Source organism: Mesorhizobium sp. PAMC28654, assembly GCF_020616515.1.
In the GTDB taxonomy this organism is placed as follows: Bacteria; Pseudomonadota; Alphaproteobacteria; order Rhizobiales; family Rhizobiaceae; genus Mesorhizobium.
The window spans coordinates 1,474,185-1,490,711 of sequence record NZ_CP085135.1 but is presented as its reverse complement, the minus strand read 5'-3'; the positions used below and the strand labels follow the sequence as shown (position 1 = coordinate 1,490,711).

Below are 16,527 nucleotides of genomic sequence, written 5' to 3'. Positions count from 1 at the left end.
GGCTTCGTCCCTTGAGGTGGTCGAGTATCAGGGTCATTGCCAACGCCGCGCGGCCTGGCAGGGCTGGTCTTCGACACCCGGCATTTCGTTCAAAGCCGCCTCGCAGGTGTTCGCTAGCCTCGAAGAACAAGAGCTTCAGTTTTGAGGGCTTTTACGACGCAGGCTTGTGGCGATCTTGCGTAAAGGGGCTGTGACACGCCAACTCGCGGACTGATGCAAAGCTGCGATTTCCAGTCGCAGGGCAGCGTTTTCCGCTTCGACCTTTGCAAGTGTAGGCCGCGTCGCCTGGACATCCTCCCAGGCAAGCCGTGCCACCAGATCGCTGACTGCCCGGCGCGTTTGCTCGCTCCACGTCGCGGGGGCCATGTGCATGAGGTTTGAATACTCGTATTGCTCGTTGCTGGCCTTCGTTACACTGACGCGCAAGGTCGAAGGCCACCAGGCTGCCCTGTCCGCGATATCAAGAAGCGTGGCGAACTCGGCTGCTGCGGAGTGCCGAGAGTTTTTCCATGCGGCGCTGAAATGCAGGACAGTTGGAACACGGCAATAGCTGAAGGGATTGTGCGGGTTTTCGCGTATGATCCGCTGCCATAGTCGCCAGTCCGCAGCCGACGCGATATCCTCTGGCCAAACGTCCCGAGAAGGCAAGCACTCGGCCCGATACAGAAAGCAACTGGCGGGTATGGTGTTCCCATTTTCCATGAAGAACCTGAACTCGTCGGCCAGTTCGAGATTGGTCAGGAAGGGGGCCGCGATACCGTCGCTGGAAATCCACAGTGCCTGACTGTACGCAATGGCAGCTCCATTTTTGAGGCCATCCGCCAGGACTTCAAAATGATCCGGGAACAAGAGATCATCATCGGCCGCAAAGCCGATCAAATCACCCCGTGCCTCGCGTAGCGCGATGTTGCGGTTGGCATAGCCAAAGCTCGGCGCCTTGGGAAGATCGAAGAAGCGAATGCGGGTGTCGTGAAAGTCTGCGACGACCCCGGCCGTGCCGGGCGCGCAGCCGTCGCCCACGACCAGCAATTCAAAATCCTCGACGGTTTGATCCAGCACCGATTGGATGGCCATGCCGATAACATCCACGCGCGAGTGGGTCGGCATCAGGATGGAAAATCGAGGCCTACTCACCATCCCTTCGCGCTGCCGAAATCATGGGGGATGAGATCGGTGTCGATCGGCAAGCGATACTTGTCGGGATTTGAATGGTCGTATTGTATGGTTGGAAAATTGATGACGACCACGTCGGAAGTCCCAATATTCCGATCCGCGTGCCAGACGAATTTCGGAACGTTGACGAGGCGGGGACGACTGCCGGAAAGGTAGACCTTGGAAATCTTGCCGTAGGTGCTGGATTCAGGCCGGGGGTCATAAAGGACGAGTTCCAATTCGCCGCTCACCACGAAATAGCGATCTTCGTGCAGCTTGTGCAGACCCCAACCCTTCACCATCCCCGGGCGAATTGTGAAGACATAGGAAAAAACCAGCGGGTCGGGATGCCAACCCCATCGTGGGTCATAGACCTCAGTGACACTGCCGCGATCGTCATTGTGTCGAACGCTCTCGAAAAAGGACATGCCGTCGACGAGAGGTGCGACGCTTTGACGTTGTTCATCCACCGTACGCTGGTCCCGCACAGCGGCAGCGAGCATGGATTCAAGAAGGTTTAGCCCGATCCCCGTATGATCGCTCATGAATAAAGCCCCACTATCTGACCGATTCTGATCGAGCTTAACTCTCACAGTTTTCTACGGTTGTCCTGACCTGGCTATCAATTTGTGTGCCTTCGATCGGGATTTGGATTGCGTTTCGCTTGTTGCCGGCATTTCAGCCAGTAAAAAGGCGCTGCTCGCAATGGGGATGCTGCGGCGGGAGGGCCAGAGGCCGATGCGTAGACCCAATTCTGTTGGGACGCCTATTTTTTAACCCAATCCGCAAACAGGCTCGCAAGTCTATGCATACAAAGCGAAACTCAGATCCAAAAGAACCTAAGTTTCCTCATGTATGGAGACTATTTGACAACCAACGTCGACATTTCTCCGAAGCCAAGGGCTTGTTACCCTTGAGAGAAATGGCGCGAGTGACGGGGCTCGAACCCGCGACCTCCGGCGTGACAGGCCGGCACTCTAACCAACTGAGCTACACCCGCGCATTTGACGAACACGTGTCAGCCGTGTTCGTCGTTGGGGCGGTGGATAAGGGGTTCGCCTGCGGGTGTCAAGCGTGCCGGGACACCATAAATGCAAACATGAGAAGGTTTTTTGACAGGCATCGTTTTGTTGGCAAAACGGACGTGAAGTCGATGGACCAAGCACGCATTTGGCCTTGCGGAGCTCGTCCTGACCGCTTAAAGGTCCGCGCGAGCGGGCGATTAGCTCAGTTGGTAGAGCGCTTCGTTTACACCGAAGATGTCGGCGGTTCGAGTCCGTCATCGCCCACCATGATTTCAATGATTTAGCCAGGGCGCACCAAGCTCCCGCCACCACCGCACCCTTCGAAAAAAGGCTGCGGTGGCGCGAAACGTCATGCTTTTTCAGGCTCCGCGTATCTCGACCGGGAAGCCGGGCTGTTCGGAAATCATTTCGCGGGTCGTGGCCATCAATCAGATCGCCGAAGGGTTGGGTGCGTTTGAGACGCGTTGACGGCTGGCCCTGAAGACAGGCTATCGCCGATTGGTTCAGCGCTGTCATGGCCATGCCAGTCCGTCGACGATCCCGCCCAACTCACCGTTGTCCTGGAGAGACTACTGTCGGACGTAGCAGCGCTTGCCAAGGCCAGGCGCGGGATCTTCTCCAAACGCGTCATTGTTGCATTGGACGCCGTTCCGGAAGACCCCTGCCGTGTACTGCCCACGGGCACCGTATCTGACCATCTTGCGGCCACCGAAATCGCAATAGTCGTTTTCGTTTGCGCAGGCGACCCACCCGCCACGATCGCCACTCGGACCGTTGTCATCGCCACCATAGCCGCCACGGTCGCGCATCACGATGTAGCACGACTTGTGGAGGCCGGGCGCTGGATCGCCAAAGACGCGATTGTTGCAGGACACGGCGTTGCGGTCGATAAAGCGGGAGGTGTTGTTGCCCCGCGCGCCATAAACGACTTCCGCCGGATACGGCAACCGGCAGATGCCGCCTTCGTTCGCGCATTGCTGGAGCCGACCAGCCGAGGCCGTGGCGGGAAAGAGAGCCGAGGCAGCTGTTACGAGGCCGCCCAGGCAGATGGAAGTGAACACCATGCGTACGGAGATTTTGGGGGTTATTGACACGATCTGTCCTCTGTTTAATTCAGGCAGCATCTTATAGCATCCATGAACAGGCGATGAATTAGGCGTTGCATGGACGAGTGCAATGCAACGGGGCTGGTCACTTATTATTTCGTAGTTTGACCGTTCGTCTATTCGGGCGTCCGTCACCGCTCGCATTTTGAATGAACCCGGCGAGGCGCGGAACGATCGACGGAGCTCCACGACTCAGATCAGATGCGTCGGGTAGCAAGCTGCGCGACGCAGGGAGGAACCACCACCGAAATCGGGGGCTTACGGCGGCAACAGTCGAAAATCGTTGCCCTCGGGCAGCAGCTGTCCACCGTCGACAATGATGGTCGTGCCGGTGATATAGCTGGCGTCTTCGGAGGCCAGGAACAAGAAGGCATTGGCCACGTCGCGAGGGCTGCCGAGCCGGCCGAGCGGTATGGAGTCCTCCATGTTCTTGATGTAGGCCGCGCCGCGATGGATCTCGATAGCCTCGGTCAGGATGTTGCCTGGCTCGACGCCGTTGACAGTGATGCCGTAGCCGGAGAACTCGAGCGCGGCGGCACGGATGAAACCGTTGATCCCGGCCTTGCTGGCGGAATAGTGGCCATGGCCGGGGCTGGTGACATGCGGACCGGTGATGGACGATGTGTAGAGCATGCGGCCGAAGCGTTGTGCCTTCATCGGCACAAGTGCGGCGCGGGTGGCGTTGAAGGTGCCGCGCAGATTGACCGCCATGACGCGATCCCAGTCATCGGCGCTGGTGTTTTCAATGAGCTGCCAGGGATAGATGCCGGCATTCTGCACGATGATGTCGAGACGGCCATGGTGTTTCAGCGCCAGCGCCACGGCCGCCTGGGCGTCAGCCATCAGCGAGACGTCGGTGCGGATGAAGGGGACGTCCAGTTCATCCGACGTCGCTTGCCCGGCCGCGATCTCTGTGTCGGCCAGCACGAGCCTCGCCCCTTCTTCGGCGAAGCGCAGCGCGATGCCTTTGCCGATGCCTCGCGCGCCGCCGATGATCAGCGCCACCTTGTCTTTCAGTCGTCCTGTCATGCGAGCCGTCCTGTCATGCGAGTCTTTGGCGAATGGTTTGCTTGAATGCGTCGAGCAGCACGGCGGCCAGCACCAGCAGGCCGTGGATGACCTGGGTGAAGTTGGCCGGCAGGCCCATAAGGTTGATCGCCGTGTTGATGGCCGAGAGCAGGAGCACGCCGGCATAGACACCGGGGAGGGTGCCGACGCCGCCTTTCAGGCTGACGCCGCCGATGACAACGGCGGCGAAGGCGTTGAACAGCAGGCCGACGCCGAGATTGGCGGTGGCGCCGGAGGTGCGGATCGCAAGCAGCCAGCCGGCGAGGCCAGCGATGGCGCCGGCAAGCACGAAGGCAATGATCAGGTTGCGGTTGACGCGGATGCCGGCGCGGAAGGTTGCCGTCTCATTGCCGCCGATCATGACGAGGTGCCGGCCGAACGGCGTCTTGGCCATGATCAGTGAGAAGACCACGAAACACCCGATTGCGATCCAGGCGGTGAGCGGCAGACCGATGAGGCGCTGGATGCCGAACCAGCGGATGGCCGGCGCAAGGTCCTGCGCCGAGCGGCCGCCGGAGATGACGAGCACCAGTCCGCGCACCCAGATGTAAGATGCCAGCGTGATGATGAAGGCGCTCATCTTCACTTTGACCACAAGATAGCCGTTGAAGGCGCCGATGAGGCCGCCTACGGCAAGCGCCAGCAGCAGCGAAACCGGAACCATCAGCCATTCGGGGTGCAACTGGACGCCAAGGCCGATGCCAGACGAGCAGAACAGGATGCCAACCGACATGGCGCTGAGTGCGGCCACGGATTCGACCGACAAGTCCATATGGCCGGCGATGATGACCAGCGCGAGGCCGATCGACATGACGCCGAGCACGCTGGAGGCCTCGATGATGTTGGCGAAGATGCCGAGCTGGAAGTAGTTCGGGATGAAGATGGAAAAGACCACCAGCACGAACAGCAGCATGAACCAGACGAGGTTATCGAGGACGAACTCCAGGGCATGGCGTGTGCGGGGGTTCATGGGCTAATCCGGCTGGCGCATGACCCGAAACTCAGTTCGATTTTCGGCGAGGATCGTGCGCGGATTGGAATTGCGGAAGATTGGCTCCGGGCCGATGGCCCGGAGCGGTCTACGCGACTGGCCTATTCGACAGACTTGACGGTGTCCGTCGGCGGCTTCTGGTTGCCCCAGAAGGCCGGGTTGTCGACATTTTCCTTGGTGATGGCGGCACCCGGGATCTTGATGTTCGGACCCCAGGCTTCCTTGGTTACAGTCGATTTCAGGCCGAGAACGTCATATTCGCCGGGCTTGATCTCCTGCTTCTTGGCGACCTTGTCCATGAACATGGCGACGGCCGCCGCTTGCGCGTAGAGCGGTTGTTCGACCTCGACGTTGAGCCAGCCCTTGCGGATCAGGTCGAGGCCGACCGGTGCGCCGTTCGAACTCATCAGCATGACGTCGCCCGGCTTCTTGCCAGCGGCCTCGAGCGAGGCGACGGCGGCGACCGAGAGGTGCGCGGCATGGCTGAAGATCAGGTCGATGTCGGGGTTTGCCAGCATCTGGTCGGCGACGATGGTGCCGGCATTGCTGGCTTCCCACTGCATGGCCGGAAGCGAGATGATCTTGACGTCCGGAAACGCCTTCATCTTCTCCTCGAAGCCTTTCTGGATATCGAGCGTGTAGGGATCGCCGGGATCGCCCAGCACCTGCAGCACCTTGCCCTTCACCGAACCGTTCTTTGCCTTCAGAAGTTTTTCGGCCTGGTCGGCGGCTACGTAGCCGATCTCGATAGTGCCGGCGACGGAAGTGAAGTCGGACGGGGTCGAGGTGATCTGGCGATCGAACTCGATCACCGGGATGCCCGCAGCGCGTGCCGCCTCGATGGACGGCTTCAACGCATTGAAATCGACCGCGGCCAGGATGATCGCCGTCGGCTTCAGTGCGATGACATCGTTCATCTGTGACTGCTGGGCGTCGGTCTTGTTGTCGGCGTTCAGCGTCTTCATGTCATAGCCGACCTGCTTCAGGAACAGCTCCAGCGCGCTTACCGAGCCGGTCTGGAATTCGTCGAGCAATGTCGGCACCATGTAGTAGACGGTTCCCTTGGACTTTGCGAATGCCGGCATGAGCGTGGCAAAGGCCAGTGCCAGGATACCGAAGACAGCAAGAAGTATTCGCTTCATGTCTTTTGCTCCCTGTTGAGCCGGACCCCTCTTTTGTCCCTCAGCCTGTCGGTCCGGCACCGGCAAGCGTCTCTCCGGTGATCATGTTGATCACCGCGTCGGGACTTGTCTTGTTGCGTGCGACATCGCCCGCCACGACACCTTGCCGGATCACCACGATCCGGTCGGCGACCTGGAAGGCCTGCTGCATGATGTGAGTGATGATGACGACGCCGATGCCCTGGCTCGCCACCTGTCGGATCATGTCGAGACCGCGCCGCGTCTGCTCGACGCCGAGTGCCGCGAAGGGTTCATCGAGGAGCACCAGCTTGCCGCCCCAATGCACGAACCGGTTGAGCTCGATGGCTTGACGCTGGCCGCCCGAAAGATGCTCGACATTGGCGCGCAATGACGGAATGCGGGTGCCGGCGCTGGCAAGCGCCTTTTCGACGACAGCCTCCATCGCACGCTCGTCGAGCACGGGGATGCCGAGAACCTTCCTGGTGATCTCGCGGCCCATGAAGAAATTGGCGACGACGTCGACGTTGGTGCACAGCGACAGGTCCTGGTAGACGGTCTCGATGCCCGCCGCCTTGGCCTCGGCCGGCGACCTGGCGAGGAATTCCTTGCCTTCGAACAACATCCGGCCCGAGGTCGGCTCCAGTCCGCCGGCGATGATCTTGACCAGCGTCGATTTGCCGGCGCCGTTGTCGCCCAGCAGCGCCACGACCTCGCCCTTGCCGATCGAAAAACTGATCCCCTTCAGCGCTTCGATGGCGCCATAGTTCTTGGTGACATTGTCGAGGACCAGCAAGGGTTCGGTCATGCCGCCATCCCTCCGCCCTTCAGAAGATCGCGCCCGCGCTCGCGCTCGGCGGCGAACATCTGGCCGAAGCGTGGCGAGAGCACCCCCGAAACGGCAAGGGCTGCCGCGCCGCGCAACACCGCATGCTGTCCGCCGCTGGCGACGATGACGCGGGGTGTCACGCGGTCTTTTCGGGCCGAGACCGAGTTGGGAAGGCTGGCCGTTGAACCCGCCAGGCGTTCGAGCAGGTCATTGGATGCCAGTCCGCCCAGTATGATGGTTTCGGGATCGAACAGATTTTCGATGACGGCGATGGCATTGTGGAAGATGGGGCTGACTTTCGTCACCCAATCAGTCTCGTTGCCGCCCCAGCGGCCCAGCGCCTCGAGCGAAAGGTATCTTTCGAGGCAGCCGCGATTGCCACAGGGGCAAGGTTCGCCATTGGCAACGGCTGGAATGTGTCCGATCTCGCCGGCATTTCCCCACGCACCGCGCAAGACGCTGCCTTCGTGCACCATGACGCCGCCAAGCCCAACGCCGAAATAGAGGTAGTAATATTCGGAGTGCTGGGCACCGAGGCCGTAAAGACGCTCGCCCATCGCGGCGGCGGCCATGTCTGTCTCGAAGAAGGCAGGCAGCGCGGTCGAGGCTGTCAGCCGTTCCCGCAGCGCCACGTCCTTCCAGCCGGCCATCGTTGTCGGGCCGACGAAACTCATGGATTCGACGCCGAAGGGGCCGGGCAGGGCCATGCCAATGCCCAGAACGCGTCCTCCCGGCCTGAGTTCGGTCAGTTCACCCACCATGGCGCCGATCAGCTCGAAGGCGTGATCGGGCGTCGCGCTAGGGGCCTCGCGGTGCATGCTTTCGATGACGTCGCCACTGAGGTTGATCAGCGCCGCATTGATCCCCAGGGGGGTGATGTGGATGCCGACCGCGTAGCCGCCCTCCGGATTTATGCGAAGGGTTGTTTGTCGGAGGAAGTCCGCGGCCTTTCGGCTCCTCGCGCACGGACAGGATATAGCCTTGCTCTTCCAACTCGCGAACGATGGTCGATACGGTCTGGACGGTGAGACCAACGCGCCTGGCGATCTCGCCACGGGCGATCGGCCCATGAAGGCGGATGGACTCAAGCACGATGCGCCGGTTGTACGGCCGCCCGAATTCCTGATTTGTCCCCCGCAGCGCCATGACATGCTTCCCTTGGGAGAGGGCAGCTTCGCACCGGATATTTATTCAGTCAAATGGAATTCAAAAATAGACCCAAGAAGGCCGGGAATGGTCGTAGCAGGGGTTTAGGACCTGTCTACCTGCTGCCCTTGGCCGATTGCCGCCATGCTGAATTCGCTTCAATGGTGGCTGAGCCCGCAACCCCGGATCCAACAAAGCATGGAGCAAAGATGATCGAATTGCCGTTTGCCCGCGAGGAGTACCAGCAGCGGCTTCGAAAGATACGCACCGAGATGGCCAGGCGCGGTCTCGAACTTCTTGTCGTCAACGATGTTGCCAACCAGCATTATATCACCAGCTATGATGGCTGGTCATTCTACACACCGCAGGTGGTGCTGATTCCATTGGAAGAGGTCGAGCCTGTCTGGATAGGGCGCGCCATGGATGCGGCCGGCGGTCTTCTGACAGCCTGGATGAAGCCCGAGAACGTGGTCGGCTTTCCGGAGGATCACGTTCAGCGTGTCGATCGCCATCCCATGGACTGGATCGCGAGCTGGATTGTCGCCAAAGGTTGGGGTGTCAGACATATCGGCATCGAGCTCGAAGCCTATTATTTCTCCCCGAAAGGCCATGCCCGGCTTGTCGCCGGACTTCCCAATGCGAAATGGCATGACGCCGATCTCCTGGTGAACTGGATTCGCGCGGTCAAATCGGCGCACGAAATCGCCTATTTGCGCAAGGCGTCAACCCTGGCCGAAGCGGCGGTCACGCGGGCCTTTGAGGTGATCGCGCCGGGTGTTCGCGAGTGCGATGCCATCGCCTCCATCCAGGCGGCGCAGATCGCCGGCAGCCCTGACTTCGCGGGCGACATCACCGCTCTTCCGCCGACCATCCTCGGCGGTGAGAACGCCTCGGCTCCGCACATCATGTGGAGCGACAGGCGGTTTGGAGAAAACGAGACGATTGCCCTGGAACTTGCCGGTGTCTGCCGCCGCTATGCCGCCGGGCTGGCACGAACCCTGCAGCTTGGGAAAACGCCGACGCGTGTCTCGGATACGGCAAAGGCGGTGATCGAGGGCATGGACGCGGTGCTGGATGCGGTCAGGCCAGGAACGACCGCCGAAACCGTCGAGGGTGCATGGCGCACGGTCATCCAGCGCCACGGACTGAAGAAGGAGTCGCGCATCGGCTATTCCATCGGCGTCGCCTATCCGCCGGATTGGGGCGAACACACGATCAGCCTCCGGCCTGGCGACAAGACGGTGCTTGAGCCCGGAAACGTCGTTCACTCCATCCTGGGCATGTGGATGGACGGCTGGGGCATCGAGATCAGCGAGACCATCCTGGTCACAGAAACCGGCAATGAGACCCTGACCAGGTTTCCGCGAGAGCTCCATGTCAAATCTTGAGAGTCCGACCTGGGCTGGCTTTGTCGAGCGTTCCGTCGCGACTGATATCGATGCTGGAATTCTCGATCGGATGATCGAGATCCGCCGTCATCTGCACCGCAACCCGGAGCTTTCGAACCACGAAGCGAACACGCAGCGTTATCTGCGGCAAATGCTGGCTAGTCAGGGAATTGCCGACATTCGCGACGTTGCGGGCTTTGGTCTGGCGGTCGATATTGTCGGCACGGGCAAACCGTCAAATCGAAAGGTGGCTATTCGGGCGGATATCGATGCCTTGCCGATCGAGGAGGAGTCCGGTGTCGATTTTTCATCGACAAATCCAGGCGTGATGCATGCGTGCGGTCACGACGCCCATGCGTCGATGGCCTTCGCGGTTGCCGCGCATCTCCATCAATCAAGAGGTGATTTCGGCGGCACCGTCCGCCTCATCTTCCAGCCCGCCGAGGAGGATGAACCTTCGGGCGGCAGGCGGGTGGTGGAAGAGGGGCTTCTCGACGATGTCGATGCCGCCATCTGCGTTCATGTTGATCCGTACACACCCTCAGGCAAGATCGCCGTCGGCTCCGGTCCCTACACCTTGGCCTGCGATACGTTCGACGTGGCCGTTACCGGCTCGGCGGCACACGCGGCAAAACCGCACGAAGGTGTTGATGCGTTGGCCGTGGCCTGCTCCATGGTGACGGAATTGCAGAAGATCGTCTCGCGCGAGATCGACCCCTACGACCCCCTGGTCATTTCGGTGACGGCCATCAATGGTGGCAACGCCTACAATGTGACCGCCGGCAAGGTCGCGCTGAAAGGCACCATCCGCAGCGGCAGCGATGCAACCCGCGAGCGGGCCTGGCGCCGCGTTCGTGCTATTGCCGAGGGGATAGCCGCAAGCCACGGCGCGCGTGTTGAAGTCGGCATCCACAAGGGCGAGCCGGGGGTCGTCAACGATGTCGAGATGACCCAGCTGATCATCGCCAGCGCCAAGGCTTGCGTCGGGGCCGACAATGTTCTCAACACCCCTGGATGGACCATTGCCGACGACTTTGGCTACTACAGCGAAAAACGCCCATCGGTCTACTTTCGGCTGGGAATCCGCAACGAGGAGGTCGGATCGGTCTTTCCGCTCCACCATGCCAAATTTCGTGTTGACGAGGCCGCCTTGAAAGTTGGCGCGGCCACCCTGGTTTCTGCGGCGATCGGATTTCTGTCGGTGCAACCGGAAAATGCGGACTGATCAAGCGATCCAAGATCGGCTCGTGCACGGCTGCACGAGCCGATGAAATGCCTGTTCAGTATTTGATGACCCGGCGCTCGACCATCACCACGGCGCAGAACAGTGCGATCGAAAGGCAGGACGACAGCACGATCGCCGCGTAAAGCCGGTCCGACTGGTAGTTGAAGGTCGCTTGGATAATGAGTGCGCCGAGGCCTTTGTCCGAGCCGATCCATTCGCCCACGATGGCACCGATCACCGCCGTCGCCGATGCGATCCTGAGCGATGAGAACAGCATCGGCAAGGCGCGGGGCAGGCGCAGGCCCCAGAAAATCTCCCAGCGCGTCGCCGACAGCACCCGGAACAGCTCGTGCTCATTATGGCTGGCCGATTCCAGCCCGCGTATCATGTTCACCAGCGTCGGGAAGAAGCAGATCACCGCCGCGATGACGATCTTCGGTGTCATCCCAAGCCCGAAGATCAGGATGATGATCGGCGACAGCGCCAGGATCGGAATGGTGTTGAAGAAAAGCACGATCGGAAAATAGGCAGCCTGAAGGATGCGGCTGTGCACGAACACTACCGCCAGCAACACGGCTGCCAAATTGCCAATGACAAAGCCGGCCAGGGCCTCGATCAGTGTCGGCCTGAGATTGTCCATGAGCAGCGAAAATTCTTCTGGAAGACGCCGAGTATCGCGGTCGGCGTCGGCACGATATAGGCGGGGACGCCGAGGAGCGGCAGGAAATACTGCCAGGCGAGAAGGAGCGACGCCGCGCCGAGGATGGGCAGGGTGATGGCAAGCTGCGGAGACAGTGGCGCCGGCCTCATGAAGCGCGCTCCAGCGCGGTGCGCAATTCCGCCATGGCGGCGACGATTGCAGGGTCTTCCCGCGAACAGCGATTGCCGTCTCGCTTGAGTGGTCGCATATCAAGATCCTTGACCAGCCGCCCGGGATTGGCGGCGAGCACGATGACCCTTTCACCGAGATAGGCGGCCTCGGCGATCGAATGAGTGACGAAGAGGATCGTGGCGCCAGAGCGCCGCCACAGGGCGAGCAACTCGTCGTTGAGGCGGTCACGGGTGATCTCGTCGAGGGCCCCGAACGGTTCGTCCATGAGCAGCAGCTTTGGCTCTCCGAGCAATGCCCTGGCGATCGCCACGCGCTGGCGCTGGCCGCCGGAAAGCTGGTGCGGCAGGCGCTCGCCAAAAGCCGGCAAGCCCCATCAACTCCAGCAATTCGTCGCTGCGATCTTCGATCTTGCGGGTCAGGCTGCCTTGCCCGACGCCAAGCGGCAGGCGCACATTGTCACGCACGGTGCGCCAGGGCAGCAAGGTCGAGTCCTGGAAGACGAATCCGACATCGCGGCGCGATCGCACCGCGTGCGTGTCGCCGAGCACGCTGATGGTGTCGCCGAGCGGATCGAGCAGGTCGGCAACCACTCTGAGCAAGGTCGACTTGCCGCAGCCTGAAGGTCCCAGGATCGACAGGAAGGATCCGGTCTCGACGTTGAGGTCGAGGCCGGAAAGGACTTTGACGGCCGCTTGGCGGCCGCCATAGCCGACATCCAGCCTGTTGGCTTCGATCGCGTTCGCCATCAGGCGGCGGGGGCGTCGAGCTTCGGCCGGTCGGCAGCCGAAAGTTCGAGGATCTTGGTGGTATAGACGTCAGCGGCCGCGGGGCGGCCGTTCGGGTACTGGCCTACCTTGTCGAGCAGAGCCAATTGTTCCTCGATGGAGGCGGGATCGAACGTGCCCCAGCCGTCCTTGGCCGTTGTCGCGTCAAAGGAAAGCTTGAGCACGAGGTTGACGGTCTTCTCTTCCCAGCCGAGGTCCATTTCGGGGTAGGCAGCGACCATTTTCTTCACCGCCTCCTGGGGGTTGGCGTGTACCCAGCCCCAGCCCTTGGCGACAGCGCCGATGAACTTGGCCAGGGTGTCCGGATCCTTCTCGATCGCGGCGTCGGTGGCGAAATAGACATCGGCGTAGGAGTTCAAGCCGAGATTGCGCACCAGAAGGTCAATACGGTCATCGCCGACGACGCTCAGCGCCTGCGTGTTGGTGATCCAGCCGCCAATGGCGTCGACATCGCCGCGCACAAGTGGTCCCTTGTCGAAGCCGACATTGATGACGGTGACGTCGGACGCGTTCAAGCCGTTCTTGGCGAGAATCTCGTCCATGACGAAACGCGCGGTCGGCTGTATGCCGATCTTCTTGCCTTTGAGGTCGGCGATGCCGCGGATCGGGTTCGCTGCCTTTGAAGTTAAGGCATAGGGGCCGGTGCGGAGGCCGCATGCGATCATCTTCACGGGCACGCCGTTGGCCCGCGCCGCGAAAAGCTGCGGGGTTTCGGAAAACTGGCCGAGTTGTGCGGCGCCCGAGATCACCGGAGGCACCGTCGAGGCGTTGGGGCCGCCCGGGCCGAATTCCACGTCGAGCCCGGCGTCCTTGAAATAGCCGTTGGCGACCGCCGCGATATCGCCTATCTGGCCGTTGGACATCAGCCAGTCATACTGGATGACGACTTTCCCCGCCGCCTTTGCGGCGGGAGTCAGCACGAGCTGCATGCCGGCCGATGCGGCCGCGACAGCCGCCAAGCCACCTTTCACAAAGGTACGGCGGTTCAAATTCCAATCCTGGTTCCCACTCATCATTCGCTCCTGTTGCAAGACTTGTCTGTCTCTTCATTGCGCGCCGTTTCCTTGGCGCGGTGTCGTCTACGGCTGTTCGTCGTGGTAGTCGCCGGGGCCGCCGTCGAGCCAGGCGTAGAGTTCCCACAGCGTGTCGTCCGGGTCGGTGAAATAGGCGCAGCGCGCGTTCCAGACATAATCCTCAGGCGGCCCCTGGAAGGGTACGCCTTTGGCGGTCAGTTCTGTGTAGAGCCGGTCGATCTCGTCGGGCGCGTCGAGCATGACCGCGACGCAGACCTTGTGCGCGTGACGCGGCGAACGCAGCTTCGACACGCCAGTGTGCTGGCTGATGTGGTCGATCTCCCAGGCGGCCAGCGTCACGCCCTCGCCATGGAAGTCGGCAAATCCCTCGGCGCGTCGGCGCAAGCGGAGGCCGACCTTGTCGACATAGAACTCCACTGTCCGCTCGATATTGTCGACAAGCAGGCAGACGTCCGAAATCCGATAGGTGGTTCCGATCGACATGGTTATTTTCCTCCGCCGGTATGCCGTGCGCGCGACGCAGGCAGCTTGACGCCGACCCGGTTGGCGGCGCCGATGATGTGAGCGCGCATCGCCGCCTCGGCTTCCGCGGGATCGCCGGCGACCAGCGCCTCGTAGATGCGCACATGCTCGCCGACGTTGACTTCGACCAGGTCGTGCAACGGGTTGGTCTGGCGTGCGTAGTAGATCGAGCGACGGATCTGTTCGCAGACGAAGGAAATGAACGTGTGGATGTAGCTGTTGCCCGTCGCCCGGGCGATTTCGCGATGAAACAGGAGATCGGCATCGATGCTGCCGTCTTCCCAGCGCTCCTCACCACTCATGCGGTCCAGCGCCGCCTTGATGGCGTCGAGATGCTCCTGGTCGCGCCGCTCGGCGGCAAGCGCGGCTGACTCGGCTTCAAGGATGCAGCGCAGCTCGAAGAGCCGCTCCATGTTCTGGCCTTCCTTCAGCGTCTCGCGGTCGATGCGGATCGTCGCGCGCTGCTCCGGTGCCAGGACGAACGAGCCGATGCCTTGCCGCGCTTCCACCATGCCGTCGGCCCGCAATTGCGCGATCGCCTCACGCACCACGTTTCGGCTGACGCCGAATTTTTCGGATAGCTGTTGCTCCGTCGGCAGCAGGCTGCCCGGATTGAGCTCGCCGGACTCGATCTCGCGGCTGAGGAACGCCGCGACCCGGTGCGGAAGCGCCTCGACAGTGCCTATGGCAGCCAGTCGTTGTTTCATGAAATGGTCTCCGTCGCGGGAAAGAGGCAACCGGGATTCATCAGTCCGTTCGGATCGAGCGCATTCTTGAGCGTGCTGACAAGCCGGCGCTGAACGGCAGACATCCCGTCCCAGTAAACGCGCTGGCGAGTGCGCCCGATGCCATGCTCGGCGCTTATCGAGCCGCCGAGTGCGTTGACGATGTCGTACAGCTTGGTCGTGATGGTGCTGCCCCTGGTGCGCGCCTCGGTCTCTCCAAGGCCGAGCGGTGGCAGCACATTGAAATGGATGTTGCCGTCGCCCGCGTGACCATAGGCCTGGGAGATCCAGCCCGGGTGCTCCGTTGAGACAAGATGGCGGGCCCGGGCGATCAGCGCGGGAATATCGGAGATGCGCACCGAGAGATCGGTGCGCACATGGTAGCCGCGCTTGGCCTGGCCCTCGACTAGCCCTTCGCGGATGCCCCAGAACGCCTTGGCCTGTGCGTTGCTCTCGGCCAGGACGGCGTCGATGACGAGGTGCTTTTCCATGGCGCCGGCAAGAAAGTCGACCAGCAGGGTTCGCAGGTCCATGGCGCCGCTCGACGACAGTTCGATCAGCACATGAACAGGGGCGGTCACTGGCGCGACGATGCTCGGGTCGGCCAGACGCGCAAGCTCCATGCATTCCGAGCCAATGATCTCGAAGGCCGACATCAGGTCCGAGCATTCGCGTCGGGCTTGCCTGAACAACGCTATCGCCGCTTCGAATGAGGGAAGACCCAGATACGCCGTCTCCAGCCGGCCGGGCTTCGGAAAGAGCTTGACCTCGACACCGGTGATGATGCCCAGCGTTCCCTCCGAGCCGATGAAAAGCTGCTTCAGGTCGTAGCCGCGATTATCCTTGCGCAGGCCGGAAAAGCCGCTCCACAATTCGCCGTCCGGTAGCACCACCTCCAGGCCGACAATGAGGTCGCGAGCCATCCCGTAGCGCAACACGTTGACGCCACCGGCATTGCTTGCGGCATTGCCGCCGATCTGACAGCTGCCCTGAGCGCCTAGCGCCAGCGGAAACTGGCAATCCTGGTTCTCGGCGGCATCCTTGATGTGTTGGAGGATGCAGCCGGCATCAGCCTGCAGGGTGAAATTGTCGGCGTCGACTAGACGCACTTTGTTCAAGCGCTCCGCGTTGATGATGACCGTGCCTCGGTCCGTGCCGATGTCGATCGCACCTGCCACCAGCCCGGTGTTGCCACCTTGCGGTATCATCGCCAGCCCGAGCGTGCCGCACAACCGGACAGTGGCCTGGACGTCCGCGACCGAACCAGGCTTCAGCACGGCAAGGGCTCCGCCGTGATGATCGCCTGACCAGTCTCCGAGGTATTTCGCCATATCATCGGTGTCGGCTGCTACGCCGTTCCGTCCCAGGACGCTTTCCAGGGCAGCGAGAACTTCGGCCGAGATGCCATGGATGGTCATTGTCGGGCCAGTGCCAGTGCTAAGGAGTATGGTTATACATATCATCCTACAACTTGAATTGAGTCAACGGGCAAAAGGCGAGGAGGGCAGTTGCTGGTGTTCGAGGAAGGTGCGGTTAACCTGCCGACGCCATCAGGCGTGG

13 protein-coding genes, 2 tRNA genes and 3 pseudogenes are annotated in these 16,527 nt (G+C 61.5%); 3 read left to right on the top strand and 15 right to left on the bottom strand.

The window, feature by feature from the left end:
• Positions 1 to 135: 135 nt before the first annotated feature.
• The 3 genes from LGH82_RS07670 to LGH82_RS07660 all read right to left on the bottom strand — a co-directional run bounded on the left by LGH82_RS07670 (position 136) and on the right by LGH82_RS07660 (position 2,152).
• Complete coding sequence (locus LGH82_RS07670; RefSeq protein ID WP_227347946.1) at positions 136 to 1,137, bottom strand: glycosyltransferase family 2 protein; 1,002 nt, start codon at positions 1,135 to 1,137, stop codon at positions 136 to 138.
• A complete protein-coding gene (locus tag LGH82_RS07665) occupies positions 1,131 to 1,697 on the bottom strand; it encodes a dTDP-4-dehydrorhamnose 3,5-epimerase family protein (protein WP_227347945.1) in 567 nt (188 codons plus the stop codon). The genes LGH82_RS07670 and LGH82_RS07665 overlap by 7 nt, the downstream gene beginning before the upstream one ends.
• 378 nt (positions 1,698 to 2,075) lie before the next feature.
• Positions 2,076 to 2,152 (bottom strand) — tRNA-Asp (locus LGH82_RS07660).
• A gap of 216 nt (positions 2,153 to 2,368) precedes the next feature.
• Between LGH82_RS07660 and LGH82_RS07655 the strand changes: the two genes are divergently transcribed.
• Positions 2,369 to 2,444, top strand: a tRNA-Val gene (locus LGH82_RS07655).
• A 302-nt stretch (positions 2,445 to 2,746) separates the two neighbouring features.
• Here the strand turns inward: LGH82_RS07655 and LGH82_RS07650 are convergent.
• The 6 genes and pseudogenes from LGH82_RS07650 to LGH82_RS07625 form a co-directional block, all read right to left on the bottom strand.
• Positions 2,747 to 3,301 carry a hypothetical protein gene (locus tag LGH82_RS07650; RefSeq protein ID WP_227347944.1) on the bottom strand — a complete coding sequence of 185 codons (555 nt, stop codon included), beginning with the start codon at positions 3,299 to 3,301 and terminating at the stop codon, positions 2,747 to 2,749.
• 240 nt (positions 3,302 to 3,541) lie between these two features.
• The gene (locus tag LGH82_RS07645) at positions 3,542 to 4,312 is read right to left on the bottom strand and encodes an SDR family oxidoreductase (protein ID WP_227347943.1); all 771 of its coding nucleotides are present in this window, start codon (positions 4,310 to 4,312) and stop codon (positions 3,542 to 3,544) included.
• Between the two features lie 13 nt (positions 4,313 to 4,325).
• Complete coding sequence (locus LGH82_RS07640; RefSeq protein ID WP_227347942.1) at positions 4,326 to 5,321, bottom strand: ABC transporter permease; 996 nt, start codon at positions 5,319 to 5,321, stop codon at positions 4,326 to 4,328.
• Between the two features lie 122 nt (positions 5,322 to 5,443).
• Positions 5,444 to 6,484, bottom strand: coding sequence for a sugar ABC transporter substrate-binding protein (locus tag LGH82_RS07635; RefSeq protein ID WP_227347941.1), 1,041 nt, complete (start codon positions 6,482 to 6,484; stop codon positions 5,444 to 5,446).
• Between the two features lie 40 nt (positions 6,485 to 6,524).
• On the bottom strand, positions 6,525 to 7,289 hold the full coding sequence (locus LGH82_RS07630; RefSeq protein ID WP_227347940.1) for an ATP-binding cassette domain-containing protein: 765 nt from the start codon (positions 7,287 to 7,289) through the stop codon (positions 6,525 to 6,527).
• Positions 7,286 to 8,456 (bottom strand): annotated as a pseudogene (locus tag LGH82_RS07625) (ROK family transcriptional regulator). The gene LGH82_RS07630 and the pseudogene LGH82_RS07625 overlap by 4 nt, the downstream one beginning before the upstream one ends.
• 209 nt (positions 8,457 to 8,665) lie before the next feature.
• On the opposite strand from LGH82_RS07625, the gene LGH82_RS07620 reads away from it, so the two are divergent.
• Both LGH82_RS07620 and LGH82_RS07615 read left to right on the top strand, forming a co-directional pair.
• Positions 8,666 to 9,844 (top strand): M24 family metallopeptidase, encoded by a 1,179-nt coding sequence (locus tag LGH82_RS07620; protein WP_227347939.1) that lies wholly within the window; start codon positions 8,666 to 8,668, stop codon positions 9,842 to 9,844.
• A gap of 70 nt (positions 9,845 to 9,914) precedes the next feature.
• A complete protein-coding gene (locus LGH82_RS07615; RefSeq protein ID WP_227347938.1) occupies positions 9,915 to 11,069 on the top strand; it encodes a M20 metallopeptidase family protein in 1,155 nt (384 codons plus the stop codon).
• Between the two features lie 55 nt (positions 11,070 to 11,124).
• Here the strand turns inward: LGH82_RS07615 and LGH82_RS07610 are convergent.
• From LGH82_RS07610 to LGH82_RS07585, 6 genes and pseudogenes are all read right to left on the bottom strand, one after another.
• Positions 11,125 to 11,879: pseudogene (locus tag LGH82_RS07610) on the bottom strand (ABC transporter permease).
• A pseudogene (locus tag LGH82_RS07605) lies at positions 11,876 to 12,647 on the bottom strand (ABC transporter ATP-binding protein). Before LGH82_RS07605 ends, LGH82_RS07610 begins: the two co-directional pseudogenes overlap by 4 nt.
• The gene (locus LGH82_RS07600; RefSeq protein WP_227347937.1) at positions 12,647 to 13,675 is read right to left on the bottom strand and encodes an ABC transporter substrate-binding protein; all 1,029 of its coding nucleotides are present in this window, start codon (positions 13,673 to 13,675) and stop codon (positions 12,647 to 12,649) included. The pseudogene LGH82_RS07605 and the gene LGH82_RS07600 overlap by 1 nt, the downstream one beginning before the upstream one ends.
• Positions 13,676 to 13,765: 90 nt before the next feature.
• A complete protein-coding gene (locus tag LGH82_RS07595; RefSeq protein ID WP_227347936.1) occupies positions 13,766 to 14,203 on the bottom strand; it encodes a VOC family protein in 438 nt (145 codons plus the stop codon).
• 2 nt (positions 14,204 to 14,205) lie between these two features.
• Entirely contained in the window at positions 14,206 to 14,949 is a 744-nt protein-coding gene (locus tag LGH82_RS07590) for a FadR/GntR family transcriptional regulator (protein ID WP_227347935.1), read from the bottom strand.
• Positions 14,946 to 16,385, bottom strand: a complete 1,440-nt coding sequence (locus LGH82_RS07585; RefSeq protein ID WP_227347934.1) for an FAD-binding oxidoreductase — start codon at positions 16,383 to 16,385, stop codon at positions 14,946 to 14,948. The genes LGH82_RS07590 and LGH82_RS07585 overlap by 4 nt, the downstream gene beginning before the upstream one ends.
• Positions 16,386 to 16,527: the final 142 nt, after the last annotated feature.